Origin of the sequence: Paenibacillus sp. FSL H7-0350, from assembly GCF_038593195.1 — a bacterium.
In the GTDB taxonomy this organism is placed as follows: Bacteria; Bacillota; Bacilli; order Paenibacillales; family Paenibacillaceae; genus Paenibacillus_AQ.
Genome location: NZ_CP151972.1, coordinates 3,254,881 through 3,276,939, shown reverse-complemented (window position 1 = coordinate 3,276,939; position 22,059 = coordinate 3,254,881). Strand labels below are relative to the sequence as shown.

Annotated in this window: 14 protein-coding genes; 12 read left to right on the top strand and 2 right to left on the bottom strand. The window is 53.3% G+C overall.

Annotated elements, in window-relative coordinates; all coding sequences use genetic code 11:
- Positions 1-21: 21 nt before the first annotated feature.
- Together NYE24_RS14880 and NYE24_RS14875 are read left to right on the top strand one after the other, a co-directional pair.
- A complete protein-coding gene (locus NYE24_RS14880; protein ID WP_036700398.1) occupies positions 22-915 on the top strand; it encodes a carbohydrate ABC transporter permease in 894 nt (297 codons plus the stop codon).
- Between the two features lie 149 nt (positions 916-1,064).
- A complete protein-coding gene (locus tag NYE24_RS14875) occupies positions 1,065-2,663 on the top strand; it encodes an extracellular solute-binding protein (RefSeq protein WP_036700396.1) in 1,599 nt (532 codons plus the stop codon).
- 1,171 nt (positions 2,664-3,834) lie between these two features.
- On the opposite strand, the gene NYE24_RS14870 is transcribed toward NYE24_RS14875, so the two are convergent.
- Both NYE24_RS14870 and NYE24_RS14865 read right to left on the bottom strand, forming a co-directional pair.
- Complete coding sequence (locus NYE24_RS14870) at positions 3,835-6,075, bottom strand: helix-turn-helix domain-containing protein (RefSeq protein WP_342479005.1); 2,241 nt, start codon at positions 6,073-6,075, stop codon at positions 3,835-3,837.
- A gap of 198 nt (positions 6,076-6,273) precedes the next feature.
- Positions 6,274-7,029, bottom strand: coding sequence for an AraC family transcriptional regulator (locus NYE24_RS14865; protein WP_076085625.1), 756 nt, complete (start codon positions 7,027-7,029; stop codon positions 6,274-6,276).
- 327 nt (positions 7,030-7,356) lie between these two features.
- Between NYE24_RS14865 and NYE24_RS14860 the strand changes: the two genes are divergently transcribed.
- The 10 genes from NYE24_RS14860 to NYE24_RS14815 all read left to right on the top strand — a co-directional run bounded on the left by NYE24_RS14860 (position 7,357) and on the right by NYE24_RS14815 (position 21,980).
- On the top strand, positions 7,357-8,499 hold the full coding sequence (locus NYE24_RS14860) for a BMP family ABC transporter substrate-binding protein (protein ID WP_076161089.1): 1,143 nt from the start codon (positions 7,357-7,359) through the stop codon (positions 8,497-8,499).
- Positions 8,500-8,539: 40 nt separating this feature from the next.
- Positions 8,540-10,102, top strand: coding sequence for an ABC transporter ATP-binding protein (locus NYE24_RS14855; protein WP_036700385.1), 1,563 nt, complete (start codon positions 8,540-8,542; stop codon positions 10,100-10,102).
- The gene (locus tag NYE24_RS14850; protein WP_036700383.1) at positions 10,095-11,141 is read left to right on the top strand and encodes an ABC transporter permease; all 1,047 of its coding nucleotides are present in this window, start codon (positions 10,095-10,097) and stop codon (positions 11,139-11,141) included. The genes NYE24_RS14855 and NYE24_RS14850 overlap by 8 nt, the downstream gene beginning before the upstream one ends.
- Positions 11,138-12,076, top strand: coding sequence for an ABC transporter permease (locus NYE24_RS14845; RefSeq protein WP_036700375.1), 939 nt, complete (start codon positions 11,138-11,140; stop codon positions 12,074-12,076). The genes NYE24_RS14850 and NYE24_RS14845 overlap by 4 nt, the downstream gene beginning before the upstream one ends.
- Positions 12,077-12,110: 34 nt before the next feature.
- A complete protein-coding gene (locus NYE24_RS14840) occupies positions 12,111-13,067 on the top strand; it encodes a nucleoside hydrolase (protein WP_036700373.1) in 957 nt (318 codons plus the stop codon).
- Between the two features lie 3 nt (positions 13,068-13,070).
- On the top strand, positions 13,071-14,474 hold the full coding sequence (locus tag NYE24_RS14835; RefSeq protein WP_342479004.1) for an ADP-ribosylglycohydrolase family protein: 1,404 nt from the start codon (positions 13,071-13,073) through the stop codon (positions 14,472-14,474).
- Between the two features lie 559 nt (positions 14,475-15,033).
- Positions 15,034-16,581 (top strand): response regulator transcription factor, encoded by a 1,548-nt coding sequence (locus NYE24_RS14830; RefSeq protein ID WP_342479003.1) that lies wholly within the window; start codon positions 15,034-15,036, stop codon positions 16,579-16,581.
- Between the two features lie 211 nt (positions 16,582-16,792).
- On the top strand, positions 16,793-18,616 hold the full coding sequence (locus NYE24_RS14825) for a histidine kinase (protein ID WP_342479002.1): 1,824 nt from the start codon (positions 16,793-16,795) through the stop codon (positions 18,614-18,616).
- Positions 18,617-18,619: 3 nt separating this feature from the next.
- Entirely contained in the window at positions 18,620-20,167 is a 1,548-nt protein-coding gene (locus tag NYE24_RS14820; RefSeq protein ID WP_036700363.1) for a response regulator, read from the top strand.
- Between the two features lie 112 nt (positions 20,168-20,279).
- Positions 20,280-21,980 (top strand): sugar ABC transporter substrate-binding protein, encoded by a 1,701-nt coding sequence (locus NYE24_RS14815; protein WP_076161107.1) that lies wholly within the window; start codon positions 20,280-20,282, stop codon positions 21,978-21,980.
- The last annotated feature ends 79 nt before the right edge of the window (positions 21,981-22,059 follow it).

Here is a 22,059-nt window from a genome sequence, read left to right as displayed (position 1 = left end):
CTGCGGAAGGAGAGAAAGAGTATGCAAATCAAAGACGACTCGTACACCAGGCTATTGCAGGGAGTAGCTTATACGGTAATTATACTGGGCTCCTTAGCCTGTCTGATTCCGTTCCTGCTGATTATTTCGGCTTCCTTGACGGCTAATGAGTCCATCATCAAGGACGGGTATCATTTCATCCCGGCGCAGTTCTCGCTGGAGGGCTATAAGACGGTATTCACTTTCCCTGATGAGGTGCTGCGGGCGTATGGGGTGACGCTGTTCACTACGGTGACGGGGACGACACTGGGACTGTTCTTCATGACAATGGCCGGTTATGTGCTGGCCCGCAAGGATTTCAAATACCGCAATACCTTCTCGTTCTATATTTACTTCACGACCCTGTTCGGCGGGGGGCTGGTGCCCTGGTACATTATGATTACTAAGTATCTGCATCTGACCGATTCTTATGGGGCGTTGATTTTCCCCGGCTTGATGACGCCGTTCCTGATTATTCTGATGAAGAATTTCATCCGCTCGGCGGTGCCGGAGGAGCTGTTCGAATCGGCCAAGATTGACGGGGCGGGGGATTTCAAAATATACTGGCGCATTGTGCTGCAGCTCTCGATGCCCGGGATTGCTACCGTAGGTCTGTTCCTCGCACTGGCTTACTGGAACGACTGGTTCTCCTCGTCGCTGTTCATTAATGATCCGCATAAGTATCAGCTGCAGTTCCATTTGTATAATGTCATCAACTCGGCTTCCTTCATCGCCAATATGGGCGCGGGTACCGGGGTCAGCTTAGGCAGCGATCTGCCTACAGAATCCACCAAGATGGCGATGGCCATTGTGGTCACGGGGCCGATTCTGTTCCTGTATCCGTTCATCCAGCGTTATTTCGTGAAGGGGCTGACGATCGGAGCGGTCAAAGGTTAGAACCGTGTGGCAGATTGTACCTTTACCGTACAGCTGCTATATCGGCTAACATAGAGTCACACACAAGGGCGGTATGCTTCCGGGGAGAGAACTGCACGAGGAGCATCAGGGAAGCCTGGGCTTACAAAAAATTCTAGGAGGGTTCATTCATGAGAAAGAAAGCAGGCAGACGATCTTTGGCTACGCTTACAACGGGGTTGCTCGCTCTATCGCTCCTGGCCGGCTGCGGCGGGGGGAACAGCAATGGCAACACCGGCAGCAGTGCCGGGAAGGACGGCAACGCAGGCACACCGGCTGCATCAGAGGGAGCGGCGAAGGCAGCGGACACCGGGATCGACACCTCGAAGAAGGTGGAGCTGCAATTCTATATGCTCGGCGATGCTCCTAAGGATCTTCCGGCCATCCAGGCTGAAGTCAACAAAATGGCTGAGGCAGACCTGAACGCCACGGTGAAGTTCAACTTCACGAGCTGGACGGACTGGGATCAGAAGTACAAGCTGCTGCTGTCCTCCGGGCAGGCGATTGATCTGATTTTTACGGCAGACTGGACTCAATATCAATCCTATGCGAAGCGCGGTGCCTTCTTGCCGCTGGATGACCTGCTTCCGAAGGCGGCTCCTGAGCTGCAGAAGTTCGTTCCGGAGCAGATGTGGGAGGACGTTAAGGTTGACGGTAAAATCTACACGGTTCCGGCGACCTTCAAGGAGTATGTCACCAACGGGTTCGTCTACCGCGAGGATCTGCGCAAGAAGTACGATCTTCCCGTGCCGAAGGATCTGGCCAGCTACGAGGCTTACATGGACGGCATTGTCAAAAATGAGCCGGACATGATGCCGATGTCCCTGAACAGTGATGTGGGCAACAATCTGCACTACATCTATACGGAGCTGAACAAGATGATCGGCGCGCTCCCTTACGGGATGGGTGTGAAGTATGATTCCCCGGGAACGGTCTACTCTTACTGGGGCTCGGAGGAGCAGAAGGAAGAGCTGAAGACGATGAAGCGCTGGGCGGACAAGGGCTTCATTCCGAAGAACGTGCTGAACATCAAGGATACGATGCAGGACCCGATGACTTCCGGCAAAGCCGCCAGTATGTTCGGAGACAACCCTAACCGCTTCAATGATATGAAGATGAAGATCAGCACGACTCACCCGGATTGGGAAATGGCTTATTCTCCGTTTGGTTTGACTACCGGCTATGCGACTCCGGTCCATCCGATTCACAACGGATTCGCGATTCCGAAGAGCAGCAAGAACCCGGAACGGGCACTGGCCTTCTATCAGAAGATGGTGCTGGACAAACGCTATAATCAGCTGACGCAATACGGCATTGAAGGCAAGAACTACACGGTGGAAGACGGCTATTACAAGCTGGTCGGCACCAGTACCTCCAATGGCTTCACTCGTGAGGGCATGAACGGCTGGGCGTGGAGAAATCCAGAGTATATGCTGTTCGACAAGGGCTTTGACGGGGTCAAGGCGATCTTTGATGAGCTGGATAAAATCCAGAAGCCGGATCTGTTCCTGGGCTTCGCCGAGGACTACAGCTCCTATCAGGCAGAAAAGGCTGCGCTAGAACAGGTAGAGAAGCAGTACCTGTTCCCGCTGGAGGCCGGACTGGTAGATGATGTGGATAAGGGCCTGGAGACCTTCATGCAGAAGGCCAAGCAGGCGGGCCTGGAGAAAATTCAGGCGGAGTGGACGAAGCAGTGGGAGGCTTATGTTGCTGAAAAGGGTCTTAAGTAGATGAGAGGAGCCCCGGGAGCCGAAAGGCTTTTGGGGCTTTTTGCTGTGGCGGGGCGTTTGGACGCTTGGGTGGACGCTCCGAAAACGGAATGATGTTCCGATCGCTGTTGTGTCCGGATTTTTTTGATTTTACCTTAGCGGTGAAAATCCGGACACAAAGGCGAACGCTCCGCTTCTCCACATTCATTCCGTTTTCTCCGCTGTTTAAGCGCTAGGCGCAACCGGACCACAGCTGCGGGGCCGCGTCAGCCCTACGGCCTCCGCGGCAGGAGGGAACAACATCAGCCCGTCTCCATGGATCTGGAGACGGGCTGATGTTGTTCCACATCTAAAGCGTGACAGAGCAAAATGAAAGGTGCCAAGACACTGGCTTGGTGTTCCACCAAAGCAGAAAAGCGAACGGCAGGCTTGGTGTTCCACCAAAGCGGGAAAGCTAACGGCGGGGGCTTGTTGTTCCCCCAAAAGCGAGAAAGATAACTGCGGGCTTGGTGTTCCACCAAAGCATGGAACGACTCAATTTCTAAAATCCTGCATGAATTGCAACATTCGACACTCTAAAACTGGCTCAAGGTGGGAATTGTTGCAGAAAAGTCAGCAATTCACTTGAATTCGGCTGATACTTGGGTGAGTTGCTGTATTTGGTGCAACAATTCAACTAAATAGCTAAGGATAGGGGCTCCAAGTTGCATTAACTGCAACATCTCGACTGGCCGAGTTTGTTCAAATGATATGTGTATCTCGACAATGTGCGGGTTAGTGACACCTGAGGTGCATGGTGCTTCACTAAACCAGAAAAGCTAACGGCAGGGGCTTGGTGTTCCACCAAAGCGGGAAAGGCAACTGCGGGGCTTGGTGTTCCACCAAAGCGGGGAGGGCAACTGCGGGGCTTGGTGTTCCACCAAAGCGGGGAGGGCAACTGCGGGGCTTGGTGTTCCACCAAAGCAAAAACAAAAGCGGCCCCAATACGAAATCCTGCACAAATTGCATCATTATACTTTATAAATGGGGCCTGAGCAGGAAATGTTGCAGGGAATGCAGCAGTTCGCTTAGGGTTAGCGGATACTTGAGCGAGTTGCTGCATTTGGTGAAACAATTAAACACAGAAGCTAAGTATCACGTCTCCAGGTTGCAGTATCTGCAACATTTTGATCAGGCTAGTTTGTATAAACCCCTAACTCATCCGCACACTCTTCAACCGGCGATAATCGGTAGGTGTTGTACCGAAGCTGCGCTTGAACATCCGGTGCAAGTAAGAGCTGCTGGTGAAGCCGCAGCGCTCGGCTATCGCAGTGACGGGCAGGTCGGTGTTCTCCAGCAGGGCGCACACCTCACGCATCCGCACCTCCAGGATGACATCGACGATGCTGTTCATGGTCTGCTGCTTGTAGAGGCGGCTGATATAGATGGGTGACATATCCAGCTCATCGGCGATCTGGTTCAGGCTCAGATGAGGCTTCATGTAATCCTCGTTGATCATGGCGTTGATCTGGCAGATGAGGTCGTGCTGCTTGGTGTTCTTTTTGCCTGCCAGCTGCTCCTGCAGGGTATGGAAGAGGGCGGCGAAGGCCTCCTCAAGCTCGTCTATCGTCTCGATGGCGTCAAGGCTGGGCAGCTCGGCCACTCCATCGATTTGTAAGCGATTACGCTTCTGGATAGTATTCACGATCTCTCTTATAGTGACGCTGAGCCTGGACACGGTTAACTGCGCGGTCTGGTAAGGGAAGGCCTCTGTCTCGCGGATCATCGCGCTGAACTGTTCGGCAGCGTCCGTCAGCTTACCGCTCAGCAGCGCATCCGCTAATCTTTTCTCCTTGTCGGCCGGATAATGATAAGTGCTGGACTCCAGGGCGCAGATATCCCGGGCATTCAGGATACAGCCATGTCCATAGAACAGGCGGTGATTCGACGCCTCGCGGACCTGCTGATAGAGCTGATGCAGTTGGCTGGCATTACGGTCAATATGGCTGTAGGTCAGCGTAAGGCTGATCTTCAGATAGTCGGAGCAGGCCTGCTGAATCTGCCGGAGCAGGGCTTCGATCAGTCCGGTATCCGTATATTCCACGGGATCGATAATGTTCAGCAGCACCAGGATTCCGTCATCGTTCATATCCACAGTCTCCACGCGGTAGGTCTGGCCGCAGATTTCGGAGGCGATGTTCATGATGGCGAACTTGGAGGCCAGCAGATACGACGAGCGGGCTTCCCGGAACTCCCGGTAACGGTCAATCCGCAGCAGGATCAGCCGGTAATCATCATTGAAGGTGAAATGAATGCCGAGCTGGCGCAGCTTCTCGACCTGTTGCATGGACTGCAGCGGCTTCAGGCCGAGGATCAGGTCACGCAGTGTATTTTGCCGGATCATGAACATGCTGTCGCGCTTCTCGGTCTCCAGGATATGCATCTCGCTGACAATCCGGTTCATCGGCAGGTAGAGGCTTCTGGACATGATCCAGGAAAGGCCTATGCCGGCCACCAGCACAAGACCTGCAATCAGCAGGGTGGTGTTGCGGATGTTGTTGGTCTGCTTCGTAATGATCTCATATGGCGTAATTCGTACATACTGCCAGCTTAGATCGTCCGGTGCCGTATAAGAGATCAGTGAGTTCACACCCCCGAAGGGAGCGATGAAATACCCGGCCTCCCGGCCCTTGATCCGCTGCCCGATGAATCCCGCTTCCTCCGGGGTAAGCTCCTGCTGCTTCAGGCTGTTGCTGGACAGGAAGGCACCCTGATCATCCAGTATATAGGTGGCGCTGGTTGAATCCGCCGGGCTTGCGATCTCTTTGTTAATCCAAGGAGCCGAAATATTCACAATCACTGCCGAATTAATCGCCCGGTCCCAGCCGATGGCATCCAGACAGAGGAAGGTGTAGGCCCGGACCTGATCGTTCTCCTGTGCGCCGTTAGAATAGACTCTAGGAATAGGAGTGAACGCCTTATATTTCTGATAATGGCTCAGAATATCCAGAATGGAGGTATCGACCAGCTCCTTTTCGGTATACACACCGTTCTGGCCATGGGAGGAGGCAACATACAGCTGCCCGCCCTTGGGATTATATACATAGATGGATTCGATATAAGGCATAGAGCTTAGATAGTTGCCCAGCTCGGACATGGCGGCGGTGACATCGTAGATGTCCGGCTTATCGTAGAACACAATTTTGGAGATGGTGCTGTTCCGGTAGATTTGAAAAGAAAGCGATTGCGCAGCATCAGTCATGTTCATGACCTCCCGGCTGGTCTGTGTGAGGTTGCCGAGGTCGGACTGGAAGGTCTGTTTCTTTTCTACGCCGATATAGTAGTTGTAATAAATGATGGTGGAGACCAGAAAGGTTAAGGAGACGCAAAGCGTAATGCTGACTAGCAGTCTGCTGTACAGTGCCCGTTGATTGCCGATCTTGTTCAGTCTCATCCAAGTAGCCCCCTAACTCACTGTGTATTCTTGCGGGTACTGTCCTTTGTCTTAAATGTTCATAGTAAGATTATAAGCTCCAGCCTATGAACAGGACAGTGGAACAAGCTTACAACAGTGAACAGGCCGGACCCCTGAACAGTGAACAAATGCAAGATTCGTGTACAAAAGCTACTTGTGACAGGAGGGGACTATTCCCTATATGACTCTGCTCTGAATGCGGAAGGTGCGCGGGGAGAGGCCGATCTCCCGTTTGAACATATTGCAGAACTGCGCATCGTTGACGAATCCGGCTGCAGCCGAGACCTCGGAAATATGCATTTGGCTGTGCAGGAGGAGCGACTTGGCATAATCCAGGCGTTTTAGTAAAAGATAACGGTGGGGGGAGTGCATGAACCGCTCCTTGAACAAATGCCGGAAGCGGTCGTAGCTGTAGCCGGACATCTCTGCCAGCGAAGCCACCGAGAGCTTGTGACGGTAATGCTCGTTCATATAATTGAGCACATACTGCATCTGATCCTCTGCAGGGGAATGGAAATCGGAGGCGCTGAGCAGCCGCTGGAGATAGACGGTAATTTCACTCATTTGCAGATTCAGCAGCTCGCTGAACCCGTCACGCTTGCGCTTGAACTCGGCGCTCATCCGTTGCAGGGTCTGTAGTACTGTGTGCTCTTTATCGTCGTCAAACACACCGGACAGCGAATTAATCACGGGATTGCCGCAGTGAAAGCCGACGAACAGCACCTCCGGGCTGGGCTGATGATTCTCGTCATGCTTGAAGCCTGCCGGAATGAGGGCGAAGGTAGAGGGCCGGAAGTGATAGCTGCGCTGGCCGATGCTGCAGGTGCCCTGACCATGGATATAATAGACAAGCTCGAAGCACTCATGCTGGTGCGGAGGGATATAGGTACCCGCTTCATGTTCTGCATTTACAATATATAGGACACGATCCATGATGAGGCCTCCCTTGATAGTCATTTAGCCGAATCGTACAAAAACATGACCGAAAATATATAAATATTTATGTTTTCATTTGATATGATCTTATCAATAAAACCGAAGATTCTCAACTGGACTGGCCATCTTGTTCGGATATTTTACGGTTTTTTAGCGAAATGTAACATGAAATGTTTGGTTTTCATAGTAAATTGCTTATTTTCAGAATTTCAACAGTCGCTTATTCATGCTGCCCGATTCGAAGGGACCAACAAAACGTGTAATTGGTATTTTATGCTATTGAGCTGGATGGATCTATTACAAATAGGGGTGTGAACTTAGAAAATGAAAAAGAAAATGCTCACTTTAATGTTGCTGGCAGTTATGGTACTGGTCGCTGCGTGCGGGAACAACAAGTCCGGGAACGGGAATGGTGCGGCAGCAACTCCGGGAACGGAGGCGGAAGGCGGCGGTGCGGCTGCGGGGGACAAGCTCAAGGTGGTGCTGCTGATTCCGGGGACGCTGGGGGATAAATCGTTTTTTGATGCGGCGAACAATGGTCTGCAGAAGGTGAAAAGCGAGCTTGGCGCAGAAACGAAGGTTGTGGAAATGGGCGCTGACAAGACGAAATGGGAGCCGACTTTTAATGATATCGCTGCTGAGGATTGGGATGTTGTTATCTCCGGCGGCTCGGAAATTACAGAAATGTTCAATGCAACGGCTGAAGCGAATCCTGATAAAAAATTCATCAACTATGATACTGACATCGAGGAAGCGCCTGCCAATATGTACAATATGTCTTACTCGACCAATGAGGTCTCCTTCCTGGCCGGGGCGGCGGCTGCGCTTGCTACCCAGTCTGATATGCCTAATGCCAACAAGGACAATGTGATCGGATTCCTGGGCGGAATGGACATTCCCGGCATCAATGCCTTCCTGGTTGGTTACATTCAGGGAGCACAGTATGTTGATCCGGAAGTGAAGGTAGCGGTCTCTTATGCCGGAGATTTCGTGAACCCTGCCAAGGGCAAGGAATTGTCGCTGATCCAGTATAACTCGGGTGTGGATATTATCTTCAACGTAGCGGGCGGTACGGGCCTTGGTATCTTCGATGCAGCGAAGGAAAAGAACAAATATGCAATCGGCGTCGATTCTGACCAGGCGATGCTGCTGAAGGATACAGATAGTGTGAAAGCCAACCTGATCGTTACTTCTGCGATTAAAAAGATTGATTCGGCCATCCTTGGTGCAGTGAAGAAACTGCAGGACGGCACGCTTGAAATGGGTAAACGTGATGTGCTTGGCTTCGTTGAAGACGGCGTGGGCATTGCCGAGAACGAGATCTACAAGGCGGCATTCCCGGCGGAACTTCAGACCAAAATTGAAGAAGTGAAGCAGAAGCTGATCAATAAGGAAATTAAGGTGGATAACGCAATGGGTATGGAGACCTCTGAAGTGGAAGCGATCCGTAATGCCGTTAAACCTTAAGGACATGAATAAAACTTTGGTTGAAAGGCGTTGATGACCCATGGCAAATGCTCTGCTGGAAATGCGGGGAATCACCAAAGTGTATCCGAACGGTGTGGTTGCCAACAAGGATGTTGAGTTCTCTCTGCGCGAAGGCGAGATCCATGCGATTGCGGGTGAGAACGGAGCCGGTAAATCGACTCTGATGAAAATTATGTTTGGAATGGAGAGCCCAAGCGAAGGCGGGCTCTACATTCGGGGAGAACAAGTGAAGCTACAGTCTCCGCAGGACGCGATTGACCGCGGCATTGGTATGGTGCATCAGCATTTCATGCTGGTGCCTTCTTTTACGGTGGCGGAGAATATGGTGCTGGGTATGGAGCCGAAGAGGGGCGTGGGCTTCAATTATGCAGAGGCCGTACGCCTGACGGAAGCAACTGCACGTAAATATAATCTCTCAGTGAATGCCAAGGCGAAGGTCGAGGACCTAAGCGTCGGCATGAAGCAGAAGGTGGAAATTCTGAAGGCGCTGGTGCGCGGGGCCAAGATTCTCATCCTCGATGAGCCGACAGCGGTGCTGACTCCGCAGGAGACAGAGGAGCTGTTCCATGAGCTGCAGCAGCTTAAAGAGCAGGGACACACGATTGTGTTCATCTCGCACAAGCTGAAGGAGGTCAAGGCCATCTGTGACCGGATTACCATCATGCGCGGCGGGCGGAGCGAAGGCGTCTTCGAGACCAAGGAAGTAACGGAGCAGGAGATCTCACGGCTGATGGTTGGCCGGGATGTGGTCCTGAAGTATGACAAAAGCGATCTTCCCTACGGCAAGCCGGTGCTTGCGGTGGAAGGGCTGAGCGTCTCAGACAGCCAGGGCAAAGCGCTGCTCTCCGAGATCAGCTTCTCGGTCCGTGAAGGCCAGATTGTCGGCATCGCCGGCGTTGAAGGGAACGGACAGACGCAGCTGATCGAGGCGCTGACCGGCGGCCTGCGAGGGGTTGGCGGCAGCGGGTCGGTACAGGTGAAGGGGAAGGATATCCGTGAGCTGGATATTCTGGACATCCGCAACCTGGGGGTATCCTATATCCCTGAGGACCGGATGCGTCAGGGCTCTGCCGGAGAGGCCAGCATTGCCGACAATCTGATCTCCACGCGCTACCGTCAGAAGGATATGAATAAAGGGCCATTTCTGCACGGGTCCAGAATTGCTGCGCTGGCCTCTGCGCTGGTGGAGGAATTCAAGGTGCGGTGCTCCGGTCCGCAGCAGCCGATCGGCATGCTGTCCGGCGGTAACATGCAGAAGGTGGTCGTAGCCAGGGAGTGTTCCACGAATCCGCAGCTGCTGATCGCCGAGCAGCCGACCCGGGGCGTGGACATCGGGGCTGCCCAGTTCATTCACCAGAAGCTGCTGGAGCTGCGTTCGGCGAACTGTGCGACGCTGCTGGTATCGGCAGATCTGAATGAAATTCTGGAGCTGAGCGACAGTCTTCTTGTGATGTATGAGGGCCAGATTGTGGCGTATTTCGAACATCCGTCGGCAGTCGGTGAGGAAGAGCTGGGGCTCTACATGCTGGGAATTAACCGGCAGGACAAAGAGCAGACCGGGAGGGCCGCAAATCATGTTTAAAGTCAAATATTTCGAGGCGATCCGCACAGCGGCGGTCATCGTCATTGCACTTATTATCGCGTTCCTGATCATCTCGCTGGTCAGTGACCACCCGGTGAAGACGATCGGAATCTTCCTCTGGGAGCCGTTGTCCACGAAGGGCCATATCGGCAACGTCATTGAAATGGCGATCCCGCTGATGTTCACCGGACTTGCGGTCTCCCTGCTGTTCCGGGCCAATATGTTCAACCTGGGGGCAGAAGGAATCTTTTATTTCTCCGGAGTGGTGACTACTGCACTGGCGATTCATCTCAGCCTGAACAGCTGGTTCCATCCGGTAGTGGCGATTCTTGCAGGCTCCATCGTGGGGGCGCTGCTCTCGGCCATCCCCGGTATTCTCAAGGCCAAGTGGAATGCGAATGAGCTGGTGACCTCTCTGATGTTCAATAACATCCTGTTCGGGGTGGGGCTGTACTTGCTGAACTATCATCTGCGGGATGCCAAGGCGTTTGCCAACGTTTCTTTTAAATTTGAGAAAACGGCCCAGCTCAGCAAGCTGTTTGCAGGGACGCGGATTCACACCGGACTTATTATTGTGCTGGTGCTTATCGTATTGGCCCATCTATTCCTCTACAAGACCAAATGGGGCTACGAGCTGCGGATGACCGGGGTTAACCGGGATTTCGCCCGTTATTCGGGGATGAAGACGGCCAAGGTGATCATTCTGGTCCATCTGATCGCCGGGTTCATTGCCGGTATGGGCGGCTCGGTGGAGGTGCTCGGGATGTACAGCCGGTTTCAGTGGACCTCCTTGCCGGGCTACGGTATGGATGGTGCGCTGGTGGCCATGCTGGCCAAGAATAATCCGTTCTCCGTCATTGTCTCGGCGCTCTTCCTGGCCTATATCCGCATTGGCGCCGATATGATGTCGCGCCTCTCCGATGTGCCGTCCGAGATGATTTCGATCATTCAGGCTGTCATTATTCTGCTGATATCTGCTGAGCAGTTCCTCAAGTTCTGGAAGAACCGCATGCTGCTGAAGGAGGCGAAGGAAGCATGAACAGTCTGCTGAATGTCATACTGACGACGGATTTTGCCTTCTCTGTCCTGCGTGTAACCACGCCGATACTGTTCGCTGCACTGGGGGCGCTGATCTCGAACCGTGCCGGAATTATCAACATCGGGATGGAAGGGATCATGCTGGTCTCGGCGCTGGCCGGGGTTATTGTGAGCGCGTATACGCAGAGCGCCTGGGTGGGACTGCTTGGGGCGGTGCTGTCGGGTACGCTGATTGCGGGGATTCTGGCCTTTTTCACCTTGAAATTCAAGACCCATATTATTCTGGGCGGGGTGGCGATCAATATGTTCGCCTCCGGGGGTACGGTATTTATTCTGTATCTGCTGAGCGGCGACAAAGGATCTTCCACCTCCTTAGCGAGTAAAGTGTTGCCGAGTGTGAATATTCCGCTCCTGCAGGATATTCCGGTGCTGGGCCCGATTCTGTCGGGGCACCACATTCTGACGTATTTCTCTATATTGTCAGTGCTCGTAGTCTATTATCTGCTCAACCGTACACCGCTGGGATTGCGAATCCGCTCCGTAGGCGAGAATCCGCACGCGGCCCAGTCCGTAGGCGTCAGTGTGGTCCGCATTCAGTATAGTGCACTGCTGCTCAGCGGCTTCTTCGCCAGTCTGGGCGGAGCCTATATGTCGATGGGCTACTTGTCACTGTTCACCCGCGATATGATCGCTGGCCGGGGCTGGATTGCAATCGCTGCCGAATCCATGGGCCGGAGCACCACCGTGGGCACAGCGCTGACCTCACTGCTCTTCGGCGCAGCCGACGCGCTCTCCAATGCCCTTCAGGTGCTGAAAATTCCAGCTGAGCTAATCGCTACGCTACCTTATGTGGCAACGGTCATCGGCCTGATCATCTACGCCATCTCCGAGACACGGAAGAAGAATAAGAAGCTTAAGGCTACTGTTACGAAATAATTAGCAAAGATCAACCTACAAGGGAGCGACAACGATGCCAACACCTATCATTATTGACTGCGATCCGGGGCATGACGACGCGATTGCCATTCTACTTGCGCTGGCACATCCGGGAGAGCTGGATATCCGGGGGATTACAACTGTTGGCGGCAATCAGATTCTGGATAAAATTACCGACAACGCGCTCAAGATTCTCAGCTTTGTAAATGCAGATATTCCGGTGGCCAAGGGAGCGGCGGCGCCGCTGCTGGGCAAGCTTGTTACCGGGGAGGAAGCCCACGGGGAGTCCGGCATGGACGGCCCGGCGCTGCCAGCGAGTAAGTTCAAGCCGGTAGAGCAGGGAGCAGTAGAATTCATGCTGGAGATTATCCGCGCCTCGGAAGAGAAGATCACCCTGGTGCCTACCGCCCCGCTGACGAATATCGCCCTGCTGATTACCGCTTACCCGGAAGTGAAGGAGCGGATCGAGAAGATCTCTCTAATGGGCGGCGGGCTGGCTTACGGCAATGTGACCCGGACAGCGGAGTTTAATATTTATGTGGACCCGGAAGCGGCGCGGATCGTTTTTGAATCTGGCATTCCAATTGTCATGAGCGGACTGGATGTGACAGATAAGGCGGCGATCTTCGAAGAGGAGATTCAGGAGCTTAAGACGCGCGGCCCCGTGTCCGTCATGGTCGGCGAGCTGCTGGATTTCTATTCGATCTACGGGAAGAAAATGGGCTTTGTCGGCAATGCACTGCATGACCCTTGCGCCATTGCCTGGCTGCTGCACCCGGAGCTGTTCGAATCCGAGCACCTGTATGTAACGGTAGAGACCGAAGGCAAGCTTACCCGCGGCATGACCGTGGCCGACCGCCGCAAGAAGCCGGACCAGCCTGCGAATACGGAGGTGCTGCTTGGTGTGGACCGCGAAGCCTTCATCAAGCTGCTGTTCGATTCGTTGGACCGGTTAGACCGGCAGCTGGAGTCGCCGGCGGGAGAAGCTTAGCAGATGGCAGGCTGGGAACGTCTGCAGGAGACGGTAAGGTTCGAACTGCAGCAGCGGATCGAGGAAGGCTGCCAGCCGGGCAGCCTGGCGGAGAAGCTGGATGCAGCCGGGAGCGATGAGGACAAGCTGATGGAGGTATACCGGGAGCTGATGGCACTTCCCGTGGATACAAGCTTTCCTTACCAGGAGCCGTCGGATCTGGAAGCGATCAGACAGCTTCGCCCGGAGGGTCCGCGCAAGCTTGCGGTGGACTGGACGGCGGACCAGTGGAGAGACAGGTTCTACGGCGCCTGGCTCGGGCGGAGTGTAGGCTGCGCGCTGGGCAAGCCGCTGGAATATTGGGACTATCTCTACGGGAAGGATGGCCGGACCGGCTGGGAGAATATCGAGCTGTGGTTCCGCGGTGCGGATGCCTGGCCGATTACAGGTTATACTCCTGAGCATTCCACGGCAAGGAAGGAATATGGCCTGGGCTTAAGCGACTGGTCATTCACCAGCACGCGCGAGAAGATCAGCTACATGGAGAGTGATGATGATATCCGTTATACTGTGCTTGGCCTGATACTGCTGGAGCAAAAAGGGCTGAACTGGGACTCCTGGGATATCGGCAAGCTGTGGCATGGCCATCTGACCTACAGTCAGGTCTGCACGGCGGAAACGCAGAGCTATATGAACTTTGCTCAGGAGACATCCCATCTGCACGGGGAGAAGCCGGCGGACTGGCCGCTGCGGCAGGAGCGGGTAAGGATGCATCTGAATCCGTACCGGGAATGGATCGGTGCGGCGATCCGCGCGGATGCCCTGGCTTATGGAGCGGCCGGACATCCCGAGCTGGCGGCAGAGCTGGGCTGGCGGGATGCTTCCTTCTCGCATGTGAAGAATGGAATCTATGGCGAGATGTTCAATGCCGCGATGATCTCAGCGGCGTTCGCAGGTCTCAGCAACCAAGAGATTGTGCAGATCGGTCTGAGTGAGATTCCGCAGACGAGCAGACTGGCTAAGGATGTGCTGCGGGGAGTTGAAATTGCACAACAGGCAAGCAGTGAGCGTGAACTGGTCAGCACCCTCTGGAACGAGTTCAGCCATTACGACCCGGTGCATACGAACAACAACGCTGCCATTGTGGCTGCCTCGCTAATCTACGGCGGCGACGACTTTGAGAAAGCAGTGGTCACCTCCGTATCAGCCGGAATGGATACCGACTGCAACGGGGCTACTGTCGGCTCCATTATGGGAGCGAAGCTGGGTGCTGCTAAGCTGCCGGTTAAGTGGACCGCTCCGCTGAACGACCTGCTGTATGCGGATCTGCCGGGCTTCCACCCGATCGCCATTTCTGAGGTCGCGGAGCGAAGCTATCAGGTGTTTCTGAAGCTGCGGGCAGAGCTGGGAGAAGAGGAAAAGGGATAATACAGATACTAATTATATTTAAGCGCTTTTTATGAGGTCGCCTCGCACCGGATGTTTTCAGGGGAAAACATCCGGTGCGGTTGGGCGGCTTTTTTGTTTTTGCGTGCCAGGACGCAAGCATTATCTAGTTGGTGCAAGTCCAATCCAAGAAGGCACCAAGCCACCTTTGCAGCTAATACTGCATGATAGAAGCAAGCGATGCTGAAATCTTGCTTGAATTACAACAAAGTCAGCGCTAACTTGCCTCTATACACTGGAATTCCTGCAAATGATGCAACAATGTACTGCAGTCCGTAACATTTTTAGAGAAATCCTGCATGATGTACAACAACTGCGAGGAGCGGTTCCCATAAGGAAATCCAAATTGGGCAGCGGCCGGAAGTCCAAATGTTCACCGCAGCGACGACCATGCATCGAGTTCAAATCTGAAGTGCGTCTGATATAGATATGGGTCAGATATCCGCTCAAGTTAACATTCACAACCTTAAACTTGTATGTTAGCATTACATGTAATTCTATTACTTACCAAATTTAGATTATTGAGATGGGGGCAGAGCTCATGCTGAAAGTCATGATTGTAGACGATGAACCTTGGGTTCTGGAAGGACTCAGGACGATGGTGGACTGGGAGAAGTCCGGATTCGAGGTATGCGCCGAAGCGCTTAGCGCCGGGGATGCGCTGCGGCTGATCCGGGAGCACAGACCGGATCTGCTGCTGACGGATATCAATCTTCCGGTGATGAGCGGCCTGGAACTGATTGCGGCGGTGAAGGAGACGGTGGACCCTCCGCCCCGGTTCGTGATCCTGAGCGGGTATGACGATTTCAACTATGCCCGGATTGCGCTGCGTCATAAGGTGGACGGCTACCTGCTGAAGCCGGTGGATGATGAGGAGATTGAGGAACTGCTGGGGAAGATCAGTGCTATTATCCAACGTGAAAACGCTTCCAGATTAGAGGGGCAGAAGAAGCACAATATCCTGGTACATAATCTGATCAGCCGTTGTGTCCAGGGGGATTGGAGTGAGGAGCTGGAACATGCCGCCTCCGGTCTGTTGGGGCTTCAGCCTGATACAGAGCTGCAGTGTATTCTGGCTGCTGCCATCTCAGGTTCAGGGACGGTGAGCCTGAACGAAGGCGATACCGAGGGTTTCCCGGATCACCTGGGCTATGTGTTCCACGACCCGGCCGGAAGGGCCGGACTCCTGGTTCGCTCAGCCGGACTGTCCCCGGAAGCGCTGGAGGCAGCCGCCGCCCAGGTGCAGAAGGTGCAGTCAGAGAAGCTGGGGTTGCCGGTGGCTGTAATGATCAGCAGCCGGGGAAACGGCCTGCGCTCCATCCAGGAGCTGTACACCCAGACGCTTGAGGTCTGGGGGCTCAAGTACCGGAAGGAGCGGGGCGGAATTTTCTACTACAACGATTTGCGTACTGCCCGCTTGTCTCCGGAATTCACAGACGGGCACTTTACGCGTGTGCTGGATGAGGTGAAGGAAGGCGTGCCGGAGAGAATCCGGGCCGCTGCCAGGGAAGCCTTCGCAGCCATGACTGCCAAGAGGGTGAGTATTGAAGCTGCACAGGCCGAGGTAGCCCATCTGGAGATGACCTTATGCCGGAGCATTACCGAGATGCAGGGAGATCCCGACCAGATCATGTGTGCGATGCACAAGGAGTACGGCAACCTGGGCGGACTCACGGATTATTACAAGCTCAGCCTGTATGTGGACCGGCTCTGCCTGGAGACAGCGGCGTACCTCACCGAGCTACGGGCCAACAACGAGGGGAACACCATTTATAATGTGATTCAATACGTGGATCTGGAATTCCGCAGCAAGCTGCAGCTCCAGGACCTCGCCCGGCAGTTTCATATGAATTCGGCCTATCTGGGCCAGCTGTTCCGCAAGGAGACGGGGCGCAGCTTCAGCGATTATCTGAATGAGAAGCGGATCGAAGCAGCCAAGAGCCTGCTCAAGCGCACGCAGCTCAAGATATCGGATATCGCGGTGCAGGTGGGTTTTTCCAATACCGATTATTTCATCGACAAGTTCAAGAATAAGGTGGGTTCATCACCTTCGGTGTACAAGAATGCCCACAACAATAAACAGCTCTAAGTGGAAACGGCCTTGCCGTCCTTTTATAAGGACGGTACCGTTTCAGCGAGAAATAGAAGGATAAATGAATGGTTTGAAACCAATACATTCTTATATTTTAAGATAACCCCACAAAGCGGGGCTTTGGCTTCGAAGGTTACTCAGGTACTTTGCGGGGACCCCGAAATCTTATAAATTCTATAATGATAGGAAAGCCGGGTGTGTGTGAGGGATGGCGACAAAACGGTTTAAATTCGGCACCATCGTCAATGATATTCCGCTAAGCTACAAGTTCTATCTCATCTACATTGTGGGTGTGCTCCTGCCGATCATGGTGCTGAATCTGGTATTCCTGGAGCGGATTACGGATCTCATCAAATCGAGGGAGCAGCAGAATCTGGAGATTTCCATGGAACGGGCGCGGAAGGACATTCATGATTTTATTGAAGGGGGGGTCTCTGTCGGCTACACGCTGGCTGCGGATAAGAACCTGTACGAGATGCTGGACCGCACCTATACGGACTCTATCGAGTTCTACAGCATGTTCAACGAACAGCTAAGAGACCGGATGAACAGTTATATGCCTGTTAATAATCAGCTGGAACGAATCAGTATATACACGAACAACCAGACGGTTGTATCCGGGGGCAATTATCAGGTGATGAACGATAAAGTATGGTTAAGTGACTGGTACCAGCAGGCGAAGAAGGCCACCACCCAGGTATATGTTGCGGCTTACCGGACGACGGAGAACAAGAATCTGGCCTCGTCCACCCCTACGCTCAGCATTATTGAGACCATGGACAATTACCGTAATCTGAACAGCTATGAGAAGGTGCTGCGGATTGATCTGGACATCAGTGAGATCTATGACATTATCGTCCGGGAACGGGATTACCTGAGCCTGTATCTGATCAATGGGGAGAACAAGATTGTGATGTCAGCGGACAGCGGCTATCAGCACGTTACAGATAATCCCTATCCGGTATTCGATCAGTGGGGGGACAGCCAGGACGACAGCGAGGGAGTGCGGGTAATGGCTGTAGGGACGGCGAATTATCTCAAAGGCTGGCGGATTGTCGGAATTACGCAGGGGGAGCGGATCTCCCAGGCGGTTCTCGATATCCGTCTGTACGCAGCGGGCCTAGCGACAACGCTTACTCTGTTGACCAGCATATTCATATATATCATGCTGCGCTCCTATAATTACCGGGTGAAACGCCTGGCCCGGCACATGCAGAAGGTGACGAACGAGAAGTTCGAGCTGATTGCCATCGATGAGGGCCGGGATGAGATCGGCGGGCTAATCCACAATTTTAACCGGATGACCTCCAGAATCCATTCCCTGATCAATGATGTGTACAAGCTGGAGATCCAGAGCAAGAACCTGGAGATGGAGCGCGTCAGGGCGGAGCTGAATTTCCTGCAGAGCCAGATGAACCCCCACTTCCTGTTCAACACGCTGAATGCGATTCTGGTGGTCTGCACCAAGAACAAATATAACGATGTCACCGATATTGTAAAAAGCCTGTCGAAGCTGCTGCGCAGACTGCTGAGCTGGAAGGAGGATCTGGTGTCGGTGCGCGAGGAGATCGAATTTATCGACATGTATCTGAGGATTGAGAAATTCAGGTTCAGGGATAAATTCGACTATACCTTTGAGATTGATGAGCAGTCCCTGGACTATAAAATTCCGAAGCTGAGCATGCAGCCGCTGGTCGAGAATTCCTGCAAGCACGGTCTGCAGACGATTGAGGGGCTGGGGGTAATCAAGGTGGCTGCGGCCGTGCTGGATAACAGGCTGCAGATTACAGTATCCGACAATGGTAAGGGCATGGATCCGGAGAAGCTGAAGGAGCTGATGTTCGCGGTCCGCAAGGAGGATTACTCGGGCACCCACATCGGGATTCGCAATGTATACCGCAGGCTGGAGCTGAATTACGCAGATCAGGTGCGCTTCGAGATATCCAGTACGCCGGATCAGGGAACCGTAGTGACCTTTGGCATTCCCCTGAAGCTGCTTGAGCAGAATTATTCCCCGGAAAGAGAGGTATAGACGATGAAATACAAAGTGTTATTAATTGATGACGAGCCTAGCGCTCTGGAAGGTATGGAGATGTGGATCGATTGGCAGGAGCTGGGCTTCGAGCTGTGCGGAACCTGCGGCAACGGCCGGGAGGGGCTGCAGATGATGAAGCAGCTTCAGCCGGATCTGGTCATTACCGATATCCATATGCCTCTGATGAATGGTCTGGAGATGATCGGGGAGTGGCGGCAGGAGGGGACGGATTCGACGAAGTTCGTCATTCTGAGCGGCTACAGTGAGTTCGAATATGCCCGCACAGCCATCAGCTACGGAATCAATCACTATCTGCTGAAGCCGGTCTTCCCGGAGGAGGCTACCGAGGAGCTGCGGGAGATCCGCCTGGAGCTGGAGCAGGAGGCGAACCGCAGAAGAATCCATGAGACCGCTTCCGGGGAAGAGGCGGCAACCTTAATCAAGGGGCTGTTATATGGCAAAAAGGAAGAACCCGAGCTTATGGAATGGCTGGAGACTCTGCCCGGCTTCAAGGAGAGTCTTTCCTGGAATGTTTGCCTGATCCGGACGGTCCCGGAGCTGTATACAGAGGTGAGGAGCCGTGCAGTCTCCCTGCTGGCCGGATATAAGGCAGTGGTGACGATCGATCTGGAGGCGGGATTGCTCGGGATCGTGTACGGGATGACGGCAGGCAGCGGGGACGCTGGCGGAATAGCTGAAGTGCTGAATACTCTGTTGGGTGAGTACAGGGGAGGGAATGTCCATATCGCACTGGGAACCCCGGAGGACTCCTTGTTGTCCATAAAGGGTAGTTATGGCCGGGCCAAAGAGACCCTGCTGCATTTCTTTTACGAGCCGGAGCAGGCAGGGGTGCTGGCTTACAGCGGGGTGCAGAATAAGCCCTTCAGTTATCACTACGACCATATTGGACTGATGGATGCTCTGCTGGATTGCGTGAATCTTCTGGACGCGGACGGCTACCGCGAGGCACTGGAGGCGGCGGCCCGCAGCTTCCGGGAACAGCAGGTGGCGCCAGAGGTGGTGCGCAAATTCGTAATCCACCTCATGTACCGGATATTCGCACTCGCACCCGGGGCAGAGGCCGCAGGCGAAGAGGGCGGGATAGCCTCGGGTGTTGAGGTATCAGAGATTCAGCAGGCGATGACCCCGCTGAACGGGCTGCTCAGCCGCCTATTGTCCTACGGCGGGAAGGCCATAGATCTGTTAGTGCGTGAGCAGAACTATAAGTCGCATGGGATTGTCAGGGAGATCAACCAGTACATCGGGGAGCATTATCAGGAGAGCCTTAGCATTCAGAAGCTGGCCGAGATCTTCTTCCTGCATCCGGTATACCTGGGGCAGCTATTGATTAAGAAGAACGGGATGACCTTCAATGAGCAGCTGCATCATCTGCGGATTCAGGCGGCAGCTGAGCTCCTGCGCGGGAGCAGGCTGAAGCTCTCAGAGATTGCCGAACGTGTCGGTTATGCCAATTACGGACAGTTTCTAAAACGGTTCGAGAAGGAGCTGCACATGGGCCCGAATGAGTACCGGCATGCCAAGTTCTAAAATTTTCGGGGGTACACCTTTAGTTCGGTCGTATTTTAGCGGTCTGTTCACCTCTATAATTTACTTGTGTAAGTGCTTACAAAATAAAGACAATACACTATGGAGGTGCTTTATGGGGGGCAAGTCGAAAGTGACGTTTAAGTATTCCCTGGTTGCTTTATTAACCCTTAGCTTCGCGTTGTCAGGCTGCGGCGGAGGCAACGACAAGAATGCTGCTTCAACTGACAAAGCTAAGGAGACAACTGCAACGGATTCTGCTTCATCTAACACGGGAGGAAAGATTGAACCGTTTAAGGTTAGCGCATTTATCGGTGTAGCCGGGCAACAGCCGACACCGGATAACAAGATCTACAAGAAGATCAAAGAGGAGACCGGTGCCAGCTTCGATATGGAATTCTTAGCAGGCGACATTAACCAGAAGCTGGGCGTTATGATTGCAGGTCAGGATTATCCGGACCTTATGACCGGAAGTACCAAGCTTACAGCAGCAGGGGCTTATATCCCGCTTGAGGATCTGATTGAACAATATGCGCCGAACTTGAAAGCGCATTATGCAGACTATTGGAACATGATGAAGGACCCGAATGACGGACATATTTATATTCTGCCTAACTACGGTGTATATAACGGTAAGGTCAACAGCTCATGGTATTCGGGACCGGCCTTCTGGATTCAAAAAGCAGTGCTTAAGGAATTCAACTATCCGAAGGTTAAGACACTGGATCAGTACTTTGACCTGATTGAGCAATATAAAGCAAAGTATCCGAAGATTGACGGAAGCCCGACCATCGGGTTCGAAATTCTGAACTATGACTGGAAAAACTGGGGGCTGTTCAACGCTCCGCAGCATCTGATCGGACATCCGAATGATGGCGGCGTAGTTGTAAATGACGGCGTAGCCGAGGTATTTGCCAATAAGGATTATGCCAAGCAGTACTATCAGAAGCTGAACGAGATGAACGAAAAGGGCATTATCGACAAGGAAACCTTCGTGCAGAACTACGACCAGTATATGGCAAAGCTGTCCAGCGGAACCGTTCTGGGGATGTTTGACCAGCACTGGAACTTCAACGCTGCTGAGGATTCACTAACGACCCAGAATAAAATCGAACGCACTTATGTAGGTCTTCCGCTGGTATACGATGAGTCGACCAAAGACCACTACCGCGATCTTGCGGTGCTCAACCTCAACAACGGCTTCGGCATCAGCATTAATGCCAAAGATCCGGTGAAGATTATCAAGCTGCTCGACACCCTGATGGATGAGAAGTGGCAGAAGCTGTTCTCATGGGGTGTGGAAGGCGAGGATTATATCGTTGAGAACGGCAGATTCATGAGAACCCAGAAGCAGCGTGATGATGCAGCCGATGCTACATGGCAGCTTGGCAACAAAGCGAAGTCACTGTTTGAGTATCTGCCTAAAACAGAAGGAAGCTTCAGCGACGGCAACTCCACAGATGCCGCTGCTCAGCCTGAAGAGTACAAAGCAGGTCTGAAGCCGTTCGATAAGGAAGTTCTGGATGCCTATGGCTTCAACTCCTACGTGGACTTCTTCAGCGATCCGCCGCCAAACCCTGTTTATTATCCTGCCTGGTCCATCGATCTGATTGAAGGCTCGGATGCCAAAATTGCCAGTACCAAGCTAAATGAGCTGCAGACCAAGTTCCTGCCGAAAGCCATTCTTGCCAAGCCGGCCGAATTCGATTCCGTATGGACCGATTATACGGAACAGATCGAGAAAGCCAATGTAAAGGCTTACGAAGACAAGATTAATGAGCAGATTAAGTGGAGAATTGATAACTGGAGTAAATAACGTAAGGTCTGGTACCGGGTTTTAGAAGGTGGAAGGCCGGGTGACGGCCTTCCACCTTACATTAATTTGATGGAGTAGG

Bases quoted from the DNA above. Each gene is read 5' to 3' on its own strand.
- NYE24_RS14860 (WP_076161089.1), top strand. From the start codon at position 7,357: ATGAAAAAGAAAATGCTCACTTTAATGTTGCTGGCAGTTATGGTACTG.
- NYE24_RS14815 (WP_076161107.1), top strand. From the start codon at position 20,280: ATGGGGGGCAAGTCGAAAGTGACGTTTAAGTATTCCCTGGTTGCTTTA.
- NYE24_RS14875 (WP_036700396.1), top strand. From the start codon at position 1,065: ATGAGAAAGAAAGCAGGCAGACGATCTTTGGCTACGCTTACAACGGGG.
- NYE24_RS14880 (WP_036700398.1), top strand. From the start codon at position 22: ATGCAAATCAAAGACGACTCGTACACCAGGCTATTGCAGGGAGTAGCT.
- NYE24_RS14850 (WP_036700383.1), top strand. From the start codon at position 10,095: ATGTTTAAAGTCAAATATTTCGAGGCGATCCGCACAGCGGCGGTCATC.
- NYE24_RS14830 (WP_342479003.1), top strand. From the start codon at position 15,034: ATGCTGAAAGTCATGATTGTAGACGATGAACCTTGGGTTCTGGAAGGA.
- NYE24_RS14865 (WP_076085625.1), bottom strand. From the start codon at position 7,029: ATGGATCGTGTCCTATATATTGTAAATGCAGAACATGAAGCGGGTACC.
- NYE24_RS14870 (WP_342479005.1), bottom strand. From the start codon at position 6,075: ATGAGACTGAACAAGATCGGCAATCAACGGGCACTGTACAGCAGACTG.
- NYE24_RS14845 (WP_036700375.1), top strand. From the start codon at position 11,138: ATGAACAGTCTGCTGAATGTCATACTGACGACGGATTTTGCCTTCTCT.
- NYE24_RS14820 (WP_036700363.1), top strand. From the start codon at position 18,620: ATGAAATACAAAGTGTTATTAATTGATGACGAGCCTAGCGCTCTGGAA.
- NYE24_RS14855 (WP_036700385.1), top strand. From the start codon at position 8,540: ATGGCAAATGCTCTGCTGGAAATGCGGGGAATCACCAAAGTGTATCCG.
- NYE24_RS14835 (WP_342479004.1), top strand. From the start codon at position 13,071: ATGGCAGGCTGGGAACGTCTGCAGGAGACGGTAAGGTTCGAACTGCAG.
- NYE24_RS14840 (WP_036700373.1), top strand. From the start codon at position 12,111: ATGCCAACACCTATCATTATTGACTGCGATCCGGGGCATGACGACGCG.
- NYE24_RS14825 (WP_342479002.1), top strand. From the start codon at position 16,793: ATGGCGACAAAACGGTTTAAATTCGGCACCATCGTCAATGATATTCCG.